The 14,901-nt window shown below is 67.2% G+C and carries 14 protein-coding genes and 1 pseudogene; 10 read left to right on the top strand and 5 right to left on the bottom strand.

Annotated features, from left to right (window positions below; all coding sequences use genetic code 11):
* The first annotated feature begins 219 nt into the window (after positions 1 to 219).
* The gene (locus E4J89_RS15390; protein ID WP_136787133.1) at positions 220 to 1,155 is read left to right on the top strand and encodes an NADP-dependent oxidoreductase; all 936 of its coding nucleotides are present in this window, start codon (positions 220 to 222) and stop codon (positions 1,153 to 1,155) included.
* A gap of 136 nt (positions 1,156 to 1,291) precedes the next feature.
* Positions 1,292 to 1,660, top strand: a complete 369-nt coding sequence (locus E4J89_RS15385) for a DUF1801 domain-containing protein (protein WP_136787032.1) — start codon at positions 1,292 to 1,294, stop codon at positions 1,658 to 1,660.
* 88 nt (positions 1,661 to 1,748) lie between these two features.
* On the opposite strand, the gene E4J89_RS15380 is transcribed toward E4J89_RS15385, so the two are convergent.
* Positions 1,749 to 2,228 (bottom strand): TetR family transcriptional regulator, encoded by a 480-nt coding sequence (locus tag E4J89_RS15380; protein WP_136787031.1) that lies wholly within the window; start codon positions 2,226 to 2,228, stop codon positions 1,749 to 1,751.
* A 224-nt stretch (positions 2,229 to 2,452) separates the two neighbouring features.
* On the opposite strand from E4J89_RS15380, the gene E4J89_RS15375 reads away from it, so the two are divergent.
* Together E4J89_RS15375 and E4J89_RS15370 are read left to right on the top strand one after the other, a co-directional pair.
* Entirely contained in the window at positions 2,453 to 3,679 is a 1,227-nt protein-coding gene (locus E4J89_RS15375; protein WP_136787030.1) for an MFS transporter, read from the top strand.
* Between the two features lie 568 nt (positions 3,680 to 4,247).
* The gene (locus tag E4J89_RS15370; RefSeq protein WP_136787131.1) at positions 4,248 to 5,897 is read left to right on the top strand and encodes a catalase; all 1,650 of its coding nucleotides are present in this window, start codon (positions 4,248 to 4,250) and stop codon (positions 5,895 to 5,897) included.
* A gap of 199 nt (positions 5,898 to 6,096) precedes the next feature.
* Here the strand turns inward: E4J89_RS15370 and E4J89_RS15365 are convergent, their stop codons facing one another.
* The gene (locus tag E4J89_RS15365) at positions 6,097 to 7,533 is read right to left on the bottom strand and encodes an aldehyde dehydrogenase family protein (RefSeq protein WP_136787029.1); all 1,437 of its coding nucleotides are present in this window, start codon (positions 7,531 to 7,533) and stop codon (positions 6,097 to 6,099) included.
* Positions 7,534 to 7,855: 322 nt separating this feature from the next.
* Here E4J89_RS15365 and E4J89_RS15360 point away from each other — a divergent pair, with 322 nt between their 5' ends.
* The 5 genes from E4J89_RS15360 (at position 7,856) to E4J89_RS15340 (ending at position 11,041) form a co-directional block, all read left to right on the top strand.
* A complete protein-coding gene (locus E4J89_RS15360) occupies positions 7,856 to 8,926 on the top strand; it encodes an NAD-dependent epimerase/dehydratase family protein (protein ID WP_136787028.1) in 1,071 nt (356 codons plus the stop codon).
* Between the two features lie 77 nt (positions 8,927 to 9,003).
* Positions 9,004 to 9,213: a hypothetical protein gene (locus tag E4J89_RS15355; protein WP_136787027.1), complete on the top strand. Its 210-nt coding sequence runs from the start codon at positions 9,004 to 9,006 to the stop codon at positions 9,211 to 9,213.
* Positions 9,214 to 9,259: 46 nt separating this feature from the next.
* The gene (locus tag E4J89_RS15350) at positions 9,260 to 9,685 is read left to right on the top strand and encodes a YtxH domain-containing protein (RefSeq protein WP_136787026.1); all 426 of its coding nucleotides are present in this window, start codon (positions 9,260 to 9,262) and stop codon (positions 9,683 to 9,685) included.
* 67 nt (positions 9,686 to 9,752) lie between these two features.
* Positions 9,753 to 9,965, top strand: coding sequence for a hypothetical protein (locus tag E4J89_RS15345; RefSeq protein ID WP_136787025.1), 213 nt, complete (start codon positions 9,753 to 9,755; stop codon positions 9,963 to 9,965).
* 527 nt (positions 9,966 to 10,492) lie between these two features.
* Positions 10,493 to 11,041: a hypothetical protein gene (locus tag E4J89_RS15340; protein WP_136787024.1), complete on the top strand. Its 549-nt coding sequence runs from the start codon at positions 10,493 to 10,495 to the stop codon at positions 11,039 to 11,041.
* On the opposite strand, the gene E4J89_RS15335 is transcribed toward E4J89_RS15340, so the two are convergent.
* The 3 genes from E4J89_RS15335 to E4J89_RS15325 form a co-directional block, all read right to left on the bottom strand.
* On the bottom strand, positions 11,038 to 12,348 hold the full coding sequence (locus E4J89_RS15335; RefSeq protein ID WP_136787023.1) for a Y-family DNA polymerase: 1,311 nt from the start codon (positions 12,346 to 12,348) through the stop codon (positions 11,038 to 11,040). The two genes, E4J89_RS15340 and E4J89_RS15335, sit on opposite strands and share 4 nt — an antisense overlap.
* Complete coding sequence (umuD, locus tag E4J89_RS15330) at positions 12,341 to 12,760, bottom strand: translesion error-prone DNA polymerase V autoproteolytic subunit (protein WP_136787022.1); 420 nt, start codon at positions 12,758 to 12,760, stop codon at positions 12,341 to 12,343. The genes E4J89_RS15335 and umuD overlap by 8 nt, the downstream gene beginning before the upstream one ends.
* Before the next feature lie 245 nt (positions 12,761 to 13,005).
* A complete protein-coding gene (locus tag E4J89_RS15325) occupies positions 13,006 to 14,010 on the bottom strand; it encodes an aldo/keto reductase family protein (RefSeq protein WP_136787021.1) in 1,005 nt (334 codons plus the stop codon).
* Positions 14,011 to 14,301: 291 nt separating this feature from the next.
* Here E4J89_RS15325 and E4J89_RS15320 point away from each other — a divergent pair.
* Positions 14,302 to 14,901 (top strand): annotated as a pseudogene (locus tag E4J89_RS15320) (hypothetical protein); the annotation flags it as partial.

Below are 14,901 nucleotides of genomic sequence, written 5' to 3'. Positions count from 1 at the left end.
GTCGTGCCTGTGGCTGAGGTCTTTGGCACGTCATCCTTGCGCGCCGCATTCCGGATCGCAAAGGCCTACCGCCTTCTGGTTTCACACGCCAACTGCCGTGCGCGTTACCTGCGGCCGGACCTGCCCGTGCGCCGCCGGCCCGTGGAAAGCGCGGCCGCCCGCCACTAGGGTGGACCGAAACAGGAAGTGGCAGGAAGGCGGTACCCCTTGGGCAAGAACATGCAGGCGATGACGTACTCCCGCTACGGCGGCCCGGAAGTGATGGAGCAGTCAGAGGTTCCGCGCCCCAAGGTGGCCCCGGGAACGGTGCTCATCCGCGTGAAGGCCGCCAGCGTCAACCCGGTCGATTGGAAGGTCATGTCCGGTGGCTTGGACGGGATGCTGGACGTCCACTTCCCTGTGATCCCTGGGTGGGACGTTGCCGGCGTCGTGGAGCAGGTCGGGCCCGATACCCCGGAATTCTCGCCCGGCGATGAGGTGTACGCCTACGGCCGCCGGGACACGGTGGCGGGCGGCACATATGCCGAGTTCGTGGCCTTGCCGGTTTCCATGGTGACGAGCAAGCCCCAATCGTTGAGCTGGGAACAAGCCGCCGGGCTGCCGCTCACGGGCATGGTGGCACAGCGGACCCTGGATGCTTTGGCCCCGTCAAACGGTGAAACCCTGCTGATCCACAACGGAGCCGGCGGCGTCGGGCGCATCGCCATCCAGCTCGCCGTCGAGCGCGGCCTGCGCGTGCTCGCCACGGCGTCGGAGAAACACCATCAGCGGCTGCGGGAACTCGGCGCCGAGCCGCTGGAATACGGCGACGGTTTGGTGCACCGGGTGCGCGAGCTGGCGCCGCAGGGCGTCGATGTAGTGGCGGACTTTGTGGGCGGCGTCTTGCAGGACACCCAGGCCGTGCTGCGGAATGGTGGACGGCACGCTTCCATCGCCGACCCCGCGGTGACAGAACATGGCGGCCGCTTCATCTGGGTGCGTCCGGACGGATCCGAGCTCGCCCGGCTGAGTGAATTGGCCGACGCCGGCAAGCTCACCGTGGATATCGACCGCGCGTTTCCGATGGACCAGGCCGCGGACGCCATCCGGCACAGTAAGGAAGGCCGTGTCTCCGGGAAGATTGTGCTGACGCCATTCGAGGAGCAGGCCGGATAGGTCGCGGGAGGCCGGAGCAGCAGGGGCATCAGGCCGGGCGGCGGGCGGCCGGAGCAGCGGAGGCCGGATAGGCGGCGGAGGCGACCCGGAACAGCAGGGGCAAACCGGAACATCGGGATCAGAGGCGGGATCAGAGATGGCGGAGAAGTTCTCGAATGTCGACGATTACATCGCGTCGTTCCCCGAGGATGTGCAGGACATCCTCCAGGAAGTGCGGCGGATCATTCACAACGCCATCCCCGGAGCAGGCGAACAGATCAGCTACGCCATTCCGGCCATCACGTTCGAGGGTCACTACCTGGTCTACTTCGCCGGCTGGAAGCATCATGTCTCGCTCTACCCATTGCCGGAAGCGGATGCAGCGCTGAAGCACGATATGGAACCCTACGTCGCGGCCAAGGGGACCCTGAAGTTCCCGCTGGGCAAGCCGATTCCCTATGAACTGGTCGCGCGGGTGGTCAAAGCCTTGGCCCGCCAGCGCGGCCACGATGCCACGGACGCCTGATCGGGAGCACCTGCCGACGAGCCTGACGATCCTCCGGCCGGAGCCTCAAACCGGCCGCCACCCCTGCGACACGCCCTCCCGAAAGGGCCTAGTCCCTCTTGCCGCCCGAGGCCTTCGGCTGCAGTTCGGCGAGCAATTCCTTGAGCCGCTCGTCGGTCAGATAGGTCATGCCGGTGAGGACGTCCGTGATCCGGCGCCGGTCCGCAGGCTTGAACCGCGTGCTGTCCAAGATGTCGGAGACCCACAGCCCGTCCATGGCCAACCGGACGATAATCCCGAGAATGCCCACCGGCTCGCGCGGATCCAGGTCCTGCCGGTCCAACCGCTGGTTCAGGTAGATCAGCGATTCGGCCAGGTTCGGCTGCCGGATGGCCGTTGACAGCAAGCCGGCCTGGTTGCGGTCCGTGTTGGCCCGGGCATCGGAGAACGCCGCGATGTAGGCCCGTTCCTCCGCGCCGAGCGGCTCCGGATCGGCGTCGGCCCGCTCGCCCAGTTCGTGGACCAAGTCCATGATGATGGATTCGACATCGCGCTCGACCTCGTCGATCGGCGCCCCAGGTTCAAACATGCTGCCCTCCTGTGGTTCCCGGCGGGTTTGCCGCCCCAGCCAGTCTATCCACAGCCCGCCACGCCGCAGTTTGCTGCCAGTTTCCGCTGCGGCGGACGCCTCCGGGACCGGATTCGAGTCAACTATTACGACGCCGACTGCTCTCTTACGTGCCGCACGTCACCTTATTTCCCGCCGCAGATAGTCTGTACAGGCAACTAATGGACCGGGGCCGAAGGAGCAACATGGCCGCACCGAGCGTCACCCAGCAGCGTGCAGATGCGGCGTGGATCGTCGTCGTACTTGCCGGCGTCACCGCCGCCATGCACATCTGGAAGCTGCCGACCGCCATTCCCGTCATCCAGCACGAGCTGGGGATGTCCTTGGTGCAGGCGGGCGTGCTGCTGGGCGTGGTGCAAGTGGCTGGCATGGCCGGCGGCCTGGCGGTGTCACTGCTGGCAGAGCTGATCGGCGCGCGGCGTTGCCTGCTCGCCGGCCTCTGGCTGCTCATTGCCGGCTCGGTCATCGGCGGATTCGCCGACTCCGCCGCTGTGCTGATGGCCTGCCGCGCGCTGGAAGGCGCCGGTTTCCTGCTGACCACGGTTGTGGCGCCCGGCCTGATCCGCAGCAGCACCCCGCTGGCGCGGGTGAACCTGGCGGTCGGTTTCTGGAGCGCCTACCAAGGCTTCGCCACGTTCACCGGCTTGGTGGCCAGCGCGCTGATCCTGCAGGCCACTAACTGGCACGTCTGGTGGTGGATCATGGCCGCCCTGACCGTGGTGCCGATCCCGCTGGTGCTCCGCTTCGTGCCGAAGGACCCGCCGCGCGACGGCTCAGGCCTGCCCGCGGCCGCCCGCCGCATCGGCCGCACCGTCCGCTCCCCCAAACCCTGGATCGCCGGCGTGGTGTTCGGCTGCTACACCGTCCAGTGGATGGCAGTGGTCGGCTTCCTGCCCACCATCTACCAGCAGAACGGCGTCACCGGCATCTGGGCCGGAATGCTCTCCGCCGTGGTCGGCGGCCTCAACGCGGTGGGCGCCATCGGCACCGCTCCCCTGCTGCAGCGTGGCGTTCCGCCTCGGATGCTGCTCATCCCCACCTTCATCCTGATGGGCACGACGACGGTGCTCACCTTTGCCGTCGACTGGTCCGCGGTGCCGGGCGGCATGGCCATCCAGTTCGCCTGCGTGGCCGTGTTTTCCATGGTGGGCGCCGCGATCCCGTCCACTCTCACGCGGATGGCCGTGGATCTGGCTCCGCCGGACGGTTCCGCCCCGGCGGCGATGGGCCTGATGCAGCAAATCTTTAACGTCGGCAACTTCACCGGTCCGGCTATCGTCGCGTGGCTGGCCACCGTCACCGGCGGCTGGCAATCCACCTGGTGGATGACCTGCACGTTCGCCCTGCTCGGGATCTGCCTGAGCCTCTACTTGAGCGAGAAGCGGCTGGGCCTGAACTTCGCCCACCGGTAAAGGACCGTTCGCGTGGCCAGACGTCCCGTGGCACGGCCCGGCGGCGACCGCGGTCTCGGCGTCGCCCCGGGCTGGGCGGCCGCGGTCTCGTCGGCGACCCGGGCTGGGCGGCCGCGGACTCGGGGCGGGAGTCGGACTGGCCTGCACTAGGCCTCCAGCGTTTTCGCTCCCACGTATAGGACTAACTGCCCATCTTTAACGACGCCCAAAGTCCGCTGACTAGGCGAAACGCTAACCGGCGTCGCCAAGACGTGGGATCGAAACCGCGAGAGGCGAAACGCTATCCGGCGTCATCAAGACGTGGGAACGAACAACGCTGGCGGGGAAAGCGCACCTCGGTCCCGGTCGTCCCGCGAAGCCCGGCGTGACCCTTCGGTCCGGCAACCGAGCTGATTCCCCCGCCAACCGAGCCGGTTACAGGAGCAACCGAGCAGACCCCCTGCGCACCCGAAGCGAGATGAACGCGGCGGGTGGCGCGCCGCCGTCGAGCCCTTGCCCTCGGTCCGGCCGAAGAGGAAGGTGGGACTCACGGCAACCGGCCCACACCTTTCCCTAGGAGTGATCAGTGATGACCGATGCGGCCAAATCCCCGGACCAACCCCTGACCAACCGACAGGGCCACAAGGTCTACGACAACCAGAACACCCGAACCATTGGCGCCCGCGGCCCAGCCACTCTGGAGAACTATCAGTTCCTGGAGAAGATGAGCCATTTCGACCGCGAGCGCATCCCCGAGCGCGTGGTGCATGCCCGCGGCACCACGGCCTTCGGCTACTTTGAGGCCTACGGCAAGTGGGGCGACGAACCGATCGCCAACTTCACCCGCGCCAAGCTGTTCCAGGAAGCAGGCAAGCGCTCCGATCTCGCCATCCGCTTCTCTACCGTGGCCGGCGGCCGCGATTCCTCCGAAGTGGCCCGCGACCCGCGCGGATTCGCGGTCAAGATTTACACGGAAGACGGCAACTGGGATCTGGTGGGCAATAACTTGGGCGTCTTCTTCATCCGCGACGCGATCAAGTTCCCGGATTTCATCCATTCGCAGAAACCGGATCCCGTGCACTTCCAGGCCTCGGTGGCGAACCGCGCGATGGACTTCTTCAGCCAGTCGCCCGAGTCCATGCACATGGTGATGCTAGTCTTCAGCCCGCGCGGAGTGCCGGCCGACTACCGGCACATGCAGGGTTTCGGCGTGAACACCTACAAGTGGGTCAACGCCGCCGGCGAGACGAAACTGGTCAAATACCACTGGTTGCCCAAGCAGGGCGTGAAGTCGTTGACCGCCGCAGACGCCGCGAACGTTCAGGCGCATACGCTGGGCTCGCACACCAAGGACCTCTACGATGCCATCGCCGCCGGAAACTTCCCCGAGTGGGAACTCCAAGTGCAGATGATGTCCGACGACGAACACCCCGAACTCGACTTCGACCCGCTGGACGATACCAAGGTCTGGCCGGAGGAGCAGTTCCCGCCCAAGGCTGTCGGCCGGATGGTGCTGGACCGCAATGCCGAAAACTTCTTCGCCGAGAACGAGCAGATCGCGTTCGGCACCGGCGTGCTGGTGGACGGCTTGGACTTCTCCGACGACAAGATGCTGGTGGGCCGCACGTTCTCCTACAGCGACACCCAGCGGCACCGGGTGGGCCCCAACTACCTACAGCTACCCGTCAACAGCCCGAAGGCGCCGGTGGCCACCAACCAGCGGGACGGACAGATGGCCTACATGGTGGACACCGCCCCGGGCCAGAACCTGCACGTCAACTATGAGCCTTCCATCACCGGCGGCGTGCAGGAGGCGTTCAAGGACGAGGGCTACCACCACGCCTACGGTCCGGAGATCAGTGGGCGGCTGACCCGCGAACGGATCGATCGCACCAACGACTACCTGCAGGCCGGCCAGCGGTTCTACCTGCAGGAGGACTGGGAGCGTGAGGACCTGATCACCAATCTGACGGACGCCTTGTCTCAGTGCGACCGCCAGATCCAGGAGCGCATGCTCTGGCACCTCTACATGGTCGCGGACGAGCTGGGCGAAGGCGTCGGCAACGGCATCGGCATCACGCTGGACGAGGTGAAGGACCTGGGGCCGCTGGCCACCCAGAACCTCAGCGAAGCGGAGCAGGCCTGGATGGCGAACCTGGGCAAGAACGGACCGCGCGACGTCTCCGGGCTGACCATGACGCACTGTGTGCCCAACGAACGCATGAAGGTGGACCGCTGACGCCGTCCCGGAACGCAGAATAACGACGGCGGTGCCCACCCGCCGTCGTCGCCGCGCCTCTGGTCGACCAAGCGAGCGCCAGCGAGCGCGTGGAGACCCGGACGTACATTTGCTCGGCGCCCGCGGATTCCCGGCAGACAACGAGCAGGCCCGGACGGATTGATTCCGTCCGGGCCTGCTGCGTGACCTGCTGTTGTGGCTAGCCGGCGATGACCTGCGGCGAGCCGAGCTGCTTGAGGCCCTCGACGCCGAACTCCAGGCCGTAGCCGGACTGCTTGGCACCGCCGAACGGAACGCGCGGGTCGATGGCGCCGTGCTTGTTGATCCAGACCGTGCCGGCCTCGATCCGGGCCGCCACCTCGCGGGCCTTGGCCGGATCGGAGGACCAAACCGAGGCACCTAGGCCGACCTTCAGCGCGTTGGCCATCTGCACGGCCTCATCCACCGTGGAGTACTTGATGATCGGCAGCGCCGGACCGAACTGCTCCTCGGCCACCAGCGGATTGTCGTTATCGATGTCCGCAACCAGCGTGGCCGGGTAGAAGTAGCCGGCCTGGCCCTCCTCCGGGTTGCCGCCGGTGAGCACGCGGGCCCCGGAATCCTTTGCCGCCTGCACCAGCTTGGCGACGATGTCGTACTGGGCCTTGTTCTGCAGCGGACCCAGAACGTTGCTCTCGTCCAGCCCGACGCCCATCGGCATTTGCTCGGCCACCTCGGTGAGCGCGGCGCAGACGTCGTCGTAAATGTCCTCGTGCACGTAGAGGCGCTTCAGCGCTGCACAGGTCTGCCCGGTGTTGATGAACGCGCCCCAGAACAGGTCCTGCGCGGCGGCCTTCGGGTCCGTGTCCGGCAGCACGATGCCGGCGTCGTTGCCGCCCAATTCCAGGGTCAGGCGCTTCACCGTGTCCGCGGAGGAACGAATGATCGCCTTGCCGGTGGCGGTGGAGCCGGTGAACATCACCTTGTCGATGCCCTGGTGCGCGGCCAGCGCCTCGCCCACCTCGCGGCCACCCGGGACTACGTGCAGCACGTCGGCCGGCAGCACGGTGTTGAGCACCTCGGCCAGCGCCAGCACGGACAGTGGGGTGTACTCGGAGGGCTTCATCACCACGGTGTTGCCCATCCGCAGTGCCGGAGCGAGCTGCCAGACGCTGATCATCATCGGCCAGTTCCACGGTCCGATTGCCCCAACCACGCCCAGCGGCCGGTAGTGCAGCTCGGCGAGGTTGCCGTCTTCCTCCACCAACGTCTCCGGCTCCAGCTCGAACGCGGCGGTGGCACGCAGCCAGCCCGCGCACGCGCCGACCTCAAACCGGGCGTTCGGCCCGTTCAACGGCTTGCCCTGTTCGCGCGACAGCAACTCCGCCAGCGCCTCGGCATTCGCCTCCACCGCGTCGGCGGCCCGGTTCAGGTACTCGCTGCGCTTGGCGTGGCCCTGCCCGGCCCACTCCCGCTGCACACGGCGAGCGGCCTCGACGGCGGCGTCCAGCTCGGCAACGCCCGGCTCGGCCACCCGGCCGACCAGCTTGCCGGTGGCCGGATCCTTGATCTCCCGGCCGCCTTCGGCCGGCTGGATTGCAGCGAGCAAGTCCGCCGCTGAAGCGAAAGTACCCTCGACAGTGGTCTCGGTGGTCATGGTTTTTTCCTCCCCGTCTCTGACGACAACTGTCTTCAGCTTGCCGGAGATCCGGTGCGGCTCCATAGACTTTGCGTGCCGAAGACTTGACCCTGAGCGCACAGCTGCTGTCAGGGCCGGCAGGTCTTCCCCATGGGTGGGTCGAGGCCAGCGCCCTGTGGATAGCTAAAGCTTGGAACTTCACCACCAGCCGTGCCACGGTCCAACACCGCGCTGACCTGCGGCTATGCCCCGGTTCGGCCCGAACCCTGCAGCCCTTCCGGCAGCCCCAGAACGATGCGGGCCCTCGCCAAGCCCCGGCATCAACGGTAGCGTCGGGACCATGCGAATTGCGGTGGTCGGAGCCAGCGGAAACGTGGGAAGCGCGCTTTTACGGCGCCTGCATGCGGCGCAGAGCGAACGCGAGGATCAACTGGAAATCGTCGGGATTGCCCGGCGCTTGCCGGATCCCACGCAAGCACCGTACGACGGCGTCACCTGGGTTGGCGTGGACGTCGGCGCGCGCGATGCACGGCAGAAGCTCGTCGAGGCTTTCAAGGGGTGCGACGCCGTCGTCCATCTCGCGTGGGTGCTGCAGCCGAACCACGACGAAGAGCAGATGCGCCGGGTGAACGTGGACGGCACGTCGAACGTGCTCGCCGCCGCCGTCAACGCCGGAGTGGGGCACGTGGTCTGCGCGTCGTCGGTGGGCGCGTACAGTCCCGGGCCGAAAGACTCCCGCGTGAATGAAGACTGGCCGGCCCGCGGCATCGAGACTTCGCACTACAGCCGATTCAAGGGTCAACAGGAAGAACTGCTGGACCAATTTGCCGACGACCACCCGGAGATCAAGGTGGCGCGGTTGCGCCCGGGCCTGATCTTCCAGACGCAGGCCGGCAGCCAGATTGGCCGCTACTTTATGGGGCCGTGGATTCCGAAGTTTTTTGTCAACCGGCTGCGGTTGCCGCTGTTCCCCTTTCCGGAGGAGTTCGTCTTCCAGGCGCTGCATGCGGATGACGTGGCGGACGCCTACTGGCGCGTGCTGGATCAGGGAGCCCGCGGCGCCTTCAATGTGGCCGCTGAACCCGTGATCACGCCCGGACTGCTGGCGTCCCTGTTCGGCGCGCGGCGCTGGCTGCCCGTCCCCGTACCGCTTGTCAGGTTGCTGGTGGGTGCTGCGTGGTCAGTCCGGCTGCTGGCCAGCGACCCGGGGTGGGTGGATATGGCCCGGGCCGCCCCGGTGATGGACACCGGCCGCGCGAGGACCGAACTCGGCTGGACCCCGCGGGTTGACTCGGTCTCGGCCATCCGGCAAGTGCTCCAAGGGATGGCCGCTGCAGAAGGTGTTCCAGAATCGCCGGCGATGCGCCCCGGGAGTCGCTGGACCGGTGCGCAACCGGGGACCGGCGCGTAGTCTGAGCCCCAGGCACCGTGTGGTGACCCGGTGCCGGGTCCGCTCCCCAGAACGACACTCTCGAGAAGGAGGACCTGATGGACCACAGCGAGAATTCACGCCCGGACAACCCGGACGCGCCGGACGACGAGGCGCAGCCCGCTGGTGCAGACGAAAACGACGACGTTCACGAAGCCAACATCCCGGTCCACGGCGACGAAAAGCTGGCCGAAGACTTGGCCAAGAAAGCCTACGGCGACAAAGACCACGATGGCGAAGGCGATACTCCCAACGCGCCGTTCCCCTAGCCCCCAGACAGCACCTCCATCACCCACCGTATGAAAGGAGCACCCTGTGAAAGGGAAAATCATGTTCGGCGCCGGCCTGGCTCTTGGATTCGTCCTGGGCTCCAAGTCGGGACGGTCTGCCTATGAATCGATCAAGTCCAAGCGCCAGGAGCTGTGGCACAACCCGTCGGTGCAAGACAAGGTCCATCAAGCTACTGATGCGGTCAAGGACAAGGCCCCGGAAGTCGCTGACCAACTCACCGAGGCGGCCAAGAAGGCCGGTTCCGCGGCGGCCGATAAGTTGCCCGGAAGGCACGGGAAGGACGACGGCGGAGCCACCCCCGGGACCCGGACCACCATTGGCGACACTGTCTCCGATCCGGCCCACAATGACCAGACCGGACAGAACTGGACGGACGAGGGCGGCGCCATGCCGGGCGGCCCGGCCACCGGCGGCAGCGACGACCTGCGCCCGCCGGGCCCCGGAGTCTGACCCCGCGGAACACCGCCAGCGCCGGAGACTGAGCCGGACCCGGCAAGCAACCGATGGAAGGACGGGCATGACCGAAAGCAACGAGGACAAAAAGCCGCGCGACCCTGAGGACACCTCGGGGGACGTCGGCATCCCCGAGGACGAGACGTCGCACACCGGCTCCGCCGCAAAGCCCGGGGACACAGAGGACGCGAGCGCTCCGGCCGGGCCGGCCGAAGAGAAAGACCGGAAGACCCAGGACGACCGCGGCCTGACAACAGACACCAGCCCCAGCGACTGAGGCACGCTCCGGCGGCGGCCCGCAGCCTGTAGCTAGCGTGTTGTCGCACGCGGGCCGGAGCAGCCTGTTGCTCCTGTTCTCGCTGCTGACCGCACGCCGGAACAGCGTGGAGCTAGCGTGTTGTAGCTGCCGCACGCGGGCCGGAGCGCGAGGGCGGGTTATATCGGTGAGCGCAGGGTCCATGGGCCCTGCCCTCACCGATAAGCCCCGCCCTGAAGGAATTCCTGCGCCTCTTCGCTCGGAACGCATCGTCCTGGTACCTCGCGGTGCGCGTCGGTGGCTGCCGCTCACGCTCGTTCCCGGGCACGCGGGCAGCGGGAAGGGCCGATAGCCCAGCAGTAACGCGTCAGTAACGCGGGCAGGACTAAACCGATGCAACGCCCCTTAAGCGGTGGCGCTCCTCCTGTAGCGAGGTGCTCGGAACTGCTGAACAGAAGCGTGAACTGTGGCAACAGCATTCTCATCCTTCTTGACGGCGCCGGCGGCCAGGCCGGTGCAGTGGGCGGCGGCGAGATGGATGGTCCACGGTGTTTGAGCACAAGCTGACCCCGCAACTGTCGGTCTCGTTTCAGCGCTACCGTTACCCTGACCGTGGGATTGTCTACGCCGCCCCGACAAGTCTGGGCGCTTTGCCGTTCTGCACCGGCTCGGAGGGTCTCACGGTGCCATCCCCGGACGGGGAAGCCCTCTGGATCGGCCTGCTGACGCGGACGGTCCCGAGCGACCCCCTTCTGGTGGCCATGCTGGCCTTGGGAGCCGACGGGCAGCACCTGGATGCCGTTGGCGGCGGGCCCGCCGAAGGGACAACACCCCTGGCCTGGATCAGGGTGCCGGAGATGCGGCACCTGCTCGGCATTGCCCACCACGACGACGGCTGGTGGGCGCTGGCCCGCGAAGCGGTCTTTGCCGGGGCACCGTCCTGCATTTCCTTGACGTTGCTGGCTCGGCCCGAACGCCCCCGGCATGCGGCGGCGGTCGCCTTGTCCATCCAACTGACCGACCCCGTCGCTTTTGAAAGCATCTGCCAGACGCGCGTCCCGCCGCTCCGGCCGGACTCCGCCTACGGCACTGTCTAGGCCTTAACCACCGGAAGCTCGGCCCACTCGGTGGTGTAGCGCGGCGAGGAGAATTCGCGTTTCATTGACCACGCCGCCGGCGCCGCCAGCCCGCCTTGGCCAAGTCCGATGGCGGCCTCGCCGAATTTGGACCGGACGGCTCCGAGCAAGTCACCGATGTTCCGCTGGTCCAGGTCGCTGACGAACGGGTCGAAGGCCTCCTGTCCGGCCGCCGGTTCCAGTCCGGACAGCAGCACTCCTGCCCGGACATAGTGGGCGCCGGGAATGAGGCAGCCGCGCATGGCGGCCACCGCGGCCTTAGTCAGTTGGATCGGGTCCTGCGTGGGCGCCGGAAGGTGGACGCTGGCGGCGGGAAACGACGCCTCCCCGCCGGCGAACCTGCTGGTCCCCGCGGTCACGGTCAGGACCGAGGCGCGCAAGCCCTCGGCCGCCATCCGGGCCGCACCCCGCTGGGCGTAAACAGCCATCACTTGGTCCATTTCCTCCAGCGTGGTCACCGGCGTGGAGAAGCTGCGCGAGAACATGATCTGCTGTTTGTCGGCCCGTTCCTCGGTATGCGGAATGCACGCCGTCCCATTCAATTCCAGCACGGTGCGCTGCAGGACCACGGAGAACTTTTTGCGGATCATCTGCGGATCGGCAGCCTTCAAATCGGCGATCGACTCGATCCCGATGGCGTTGAGCCGCGTCCCTGTCCGCCCGCCCACGCCCCACAGCCCAGTCACCGGAACGCGCGACTGGATCCACTCGATGTCCTGCGCCGGCATGGAACCCAGCGAACAGACTCCGGCCATCTGCGAATTCCGTTTGGCAATGTGGTTGGCGAACTTGGCCAGCGTCTTCGTCCCGGCCACACCCACGCACACCGGGACGCCCACCTGCCGGGCCACGGCCGCCCGGATTCGGCCCGCCGTTTCCCGCAGCTGCCGCTCATCCCCCGGCAGCCCGAGGAACGATTCGTCGATCGAGTAGACCTCCTGCCACGCTCCGAACCGGCCCAGCACTTCCATCACCCGGGCGCTGAGGTCTCCATACAGCTCGTAATTGCTGGACTTCGCCACCAGCCCCCATGCCTTGGCCCGCGGCGCCACCTGGAACCAGGGCGTACCCGTCTTGAGCCCCAGCTGTTTGGCCTCCTCGGACCGCGCCACCACGCAGCCATCGTTATTGGACAGCACGACGACGGGGCGCCCCTCGAGCGACGGATCAAACACCCGCTCACAGGAGACATAGAAGTTGTTGACGTCCACCAACGCGATCTGCTCACGAAGCTGCGTCGGCGATGCGGCAGGTCCGTCGCTAGACATGGTGCAGGCAGCGCGTCGCCACGCCCCAGATGCTCAGGTCGCCGAGTTCGCCCACCTCGGTTGGGACACCGCCGTCGTCGGTCTGAAGGCGCACACCGTCTGCACCCAGATGCAGGCGCCGCACCACCAGCTCCCCGTCCAGTACTGCGATGACCACCGATCCGTCGCGCGGTTCCAGTGATCGGTCCACAATCAGCTCGTCGCCGTCACAGATTCCGGCCGCTGCCATCGAGTTTCCGGCCACGCGCATCACGAAGGTACTGGTCCGGTCGCGGATCAGGTGCCGGTTCAGGTCGATGCCGCCGTGGAAATAATCCCGGGCCGGGGAGGGAAATCCACGCGCGTCCTCGGGTGTCCCGTCCCCCAGCTCCGGGCCGGCCGACGCGCCGGAGGGCCGCTCCAGACCGAACATTCCCCACCCCCGTCTTTCGAACAGATCTTCGAAGACCAGATTAGCACCCGGGGCGCCAGCCCCCGGGGGCGCGAACCCTCAGGCCACCGGCCACCCGGGCCGCCGGCTCCCGGGGCGCGAACCCTCAGGCCAGCCGGCTCCCGGGGCGCGAACGCTCCGGCTCCAGGCCGCCGACTCCTGGGGCGCCAACACTCCGGCCTCAGGCCAGCCGGGCCGCCGGCTCCCGAGGCGCGAACGCTCCGACCTCAGGCCAGCCGGGCCTCGGGAGAACGGGTCTTCCCCGGATCGCGCTCGGCCAGCCGACCCACTGCTTCATCGACGCGGGCCATGGTGGCCTCGTCGAGGGTGACGCCCGCGGCCCTGACGTTGTCCCGCACCTGCTCGGGCCGCGAGGCGCCAATCAGCGCGGAGGCCACGTTGGGATTCTGCAGCACCCAGGCCACCGCCAGTTGCGCCATCGTCAGCCCGGCATCCTCGGCGATCGGCTCAAGCAACTGCACCGCCGCCAGGACGTCGTCCCGCATGAAGCGGGAAATCATTTCCGCGCCGCCCTTGCTGTCCGCTGCTCGGCTGCCCGCGGGCAACTCGCCGCCCGGGCGGTACTTGCCGGTCAGCACGCCCTGCGCCACCGGCGACCACACGATCTGTGAGATGCCCAGCTCTTTCGACGCCGGCACCACCTCGGACTCGATCACCCGCCACAACATGGAGTACTGCGGCTGGTTCGAGATCAGGCTGATGCCCAGCTCCTTGGCCAGCGCGTGCCCTTCCCGCAACTGCTGGGCATTCCATTCGCTGACCCCGATATAGAGTGCCTTGCCGGCCCGGACCACGTCGGCGAAGGCTTGCATGGTCTCCTCGAGCGGAGTCTCCACATCGAACCGGTGTGCCTGGTACAGGTCCACGTAGTCGGTCTGGAGCCTGCGCAGCGAGCCCTCGATGGACTCCATGATGTGCTTTCGGCTCAGCCCGGTGTCGTTGTGCCCCTTGGGGCCGGTGGGGAAATAGACCTTGGTGAAGATTTCCAGCGACTGCCTCCGCTGCCCCTTGAGCACGTTGCCCAGCACTTCTTCCGCCACAGTGTTGGCGTAGACGTCCGCTGTATCGAACGTGGTGATGCCCTCATCGAGCGCGGCGTGCACGCAATGGGTAGCCACGTCATTCTCCACCTGCGACCCGTGCGTCAGCCAGTTGCCGTAGGTGATCTCCGAAATTTTGAGTCCACTGTTTCCCAGATATCTGAATTCCATTTCGTCAGCCTACTTTCCATCCGGCCGACGCGCAGTGGCAGGGGGTGTGCCGGCAGGCGCGGGGCTCAAGCGGTCAGCCCGACTTTCTTGGGAGCGCAAATCGCTGACCACGACGCCGGTGCCTCACATGGGCTTCCCCCGTGCTCCCGCAGCTGATATTGCGCATGAGGCTCAAGGCTCCCACGTCGGGGCTCACGTCGACTTGACCTCCACAGGCACGTGGCGGCGGGGGTTGTGCACATACGTCGAACGCCTGTTCTACCCGGGGCTTGTGCTGCGTAGCGTTGAAGTATGGCAGCGGAACCGTTGGACGAGGCACAGGAGCCGGAGGAACACTCCGGCTCCACGGCCACGCCCCCGGACGCCGTATCGATGCCTTCTGCCGTCCCCGATGCCGTGTCCTCCCGGACACCAGCCGGAACCGATTCCACTGACAATGACGGCACCTCCGAGGGAACAGCGGAATCCTCCGCCGAGGTGTCAGCCGAACACTACCCTGACGGACCGACAGAACCCGGTGCCGTCACCGGCGGACCAGCCGAACCCGGAGCCGTCACCGGCGGACCAGCCGAACCCGGAGCCGTCACCGGCGCACCGGCCGAACCCGGCCCAAGCACTCCAACCGTCCCAGCCCTGTCTGCCGCGGATCGCGCCCTGGCTGAGGACCGCACATCATCAGATTCTGCCGCCATTGAACCTGCCCCTGAAGCCGCCGAAGATCCTGACAGCGCCGGTCCCGAAGACGATACCGCGGTGGGGTCGCCAGCAGGGCGGGAGTTGTGGGCGGAGGACTGGCGGGAGCTGGAACCGGCGGAACTGGCCGGGCTGCTCGCCGGCACCGACCCCGGGACCCTGGACGACTGGTCCACGCTGGAATACCTCAAAGCCGTC

The organism is Arthrobacter sp. CAU 1506 (genome assembly GCF_005047635.1).
In the GTDB taxonomy this organism is placed as follows: Bacteria; Actinomycetota; Actinomycetes; order Actinomycetales; family Micrococcaceae; genus Crystallibacter.
Note: the sequence above shows the minus strand (reverse complement) of the source record. Positions and strands in the feature narration are given on the sequence as shown.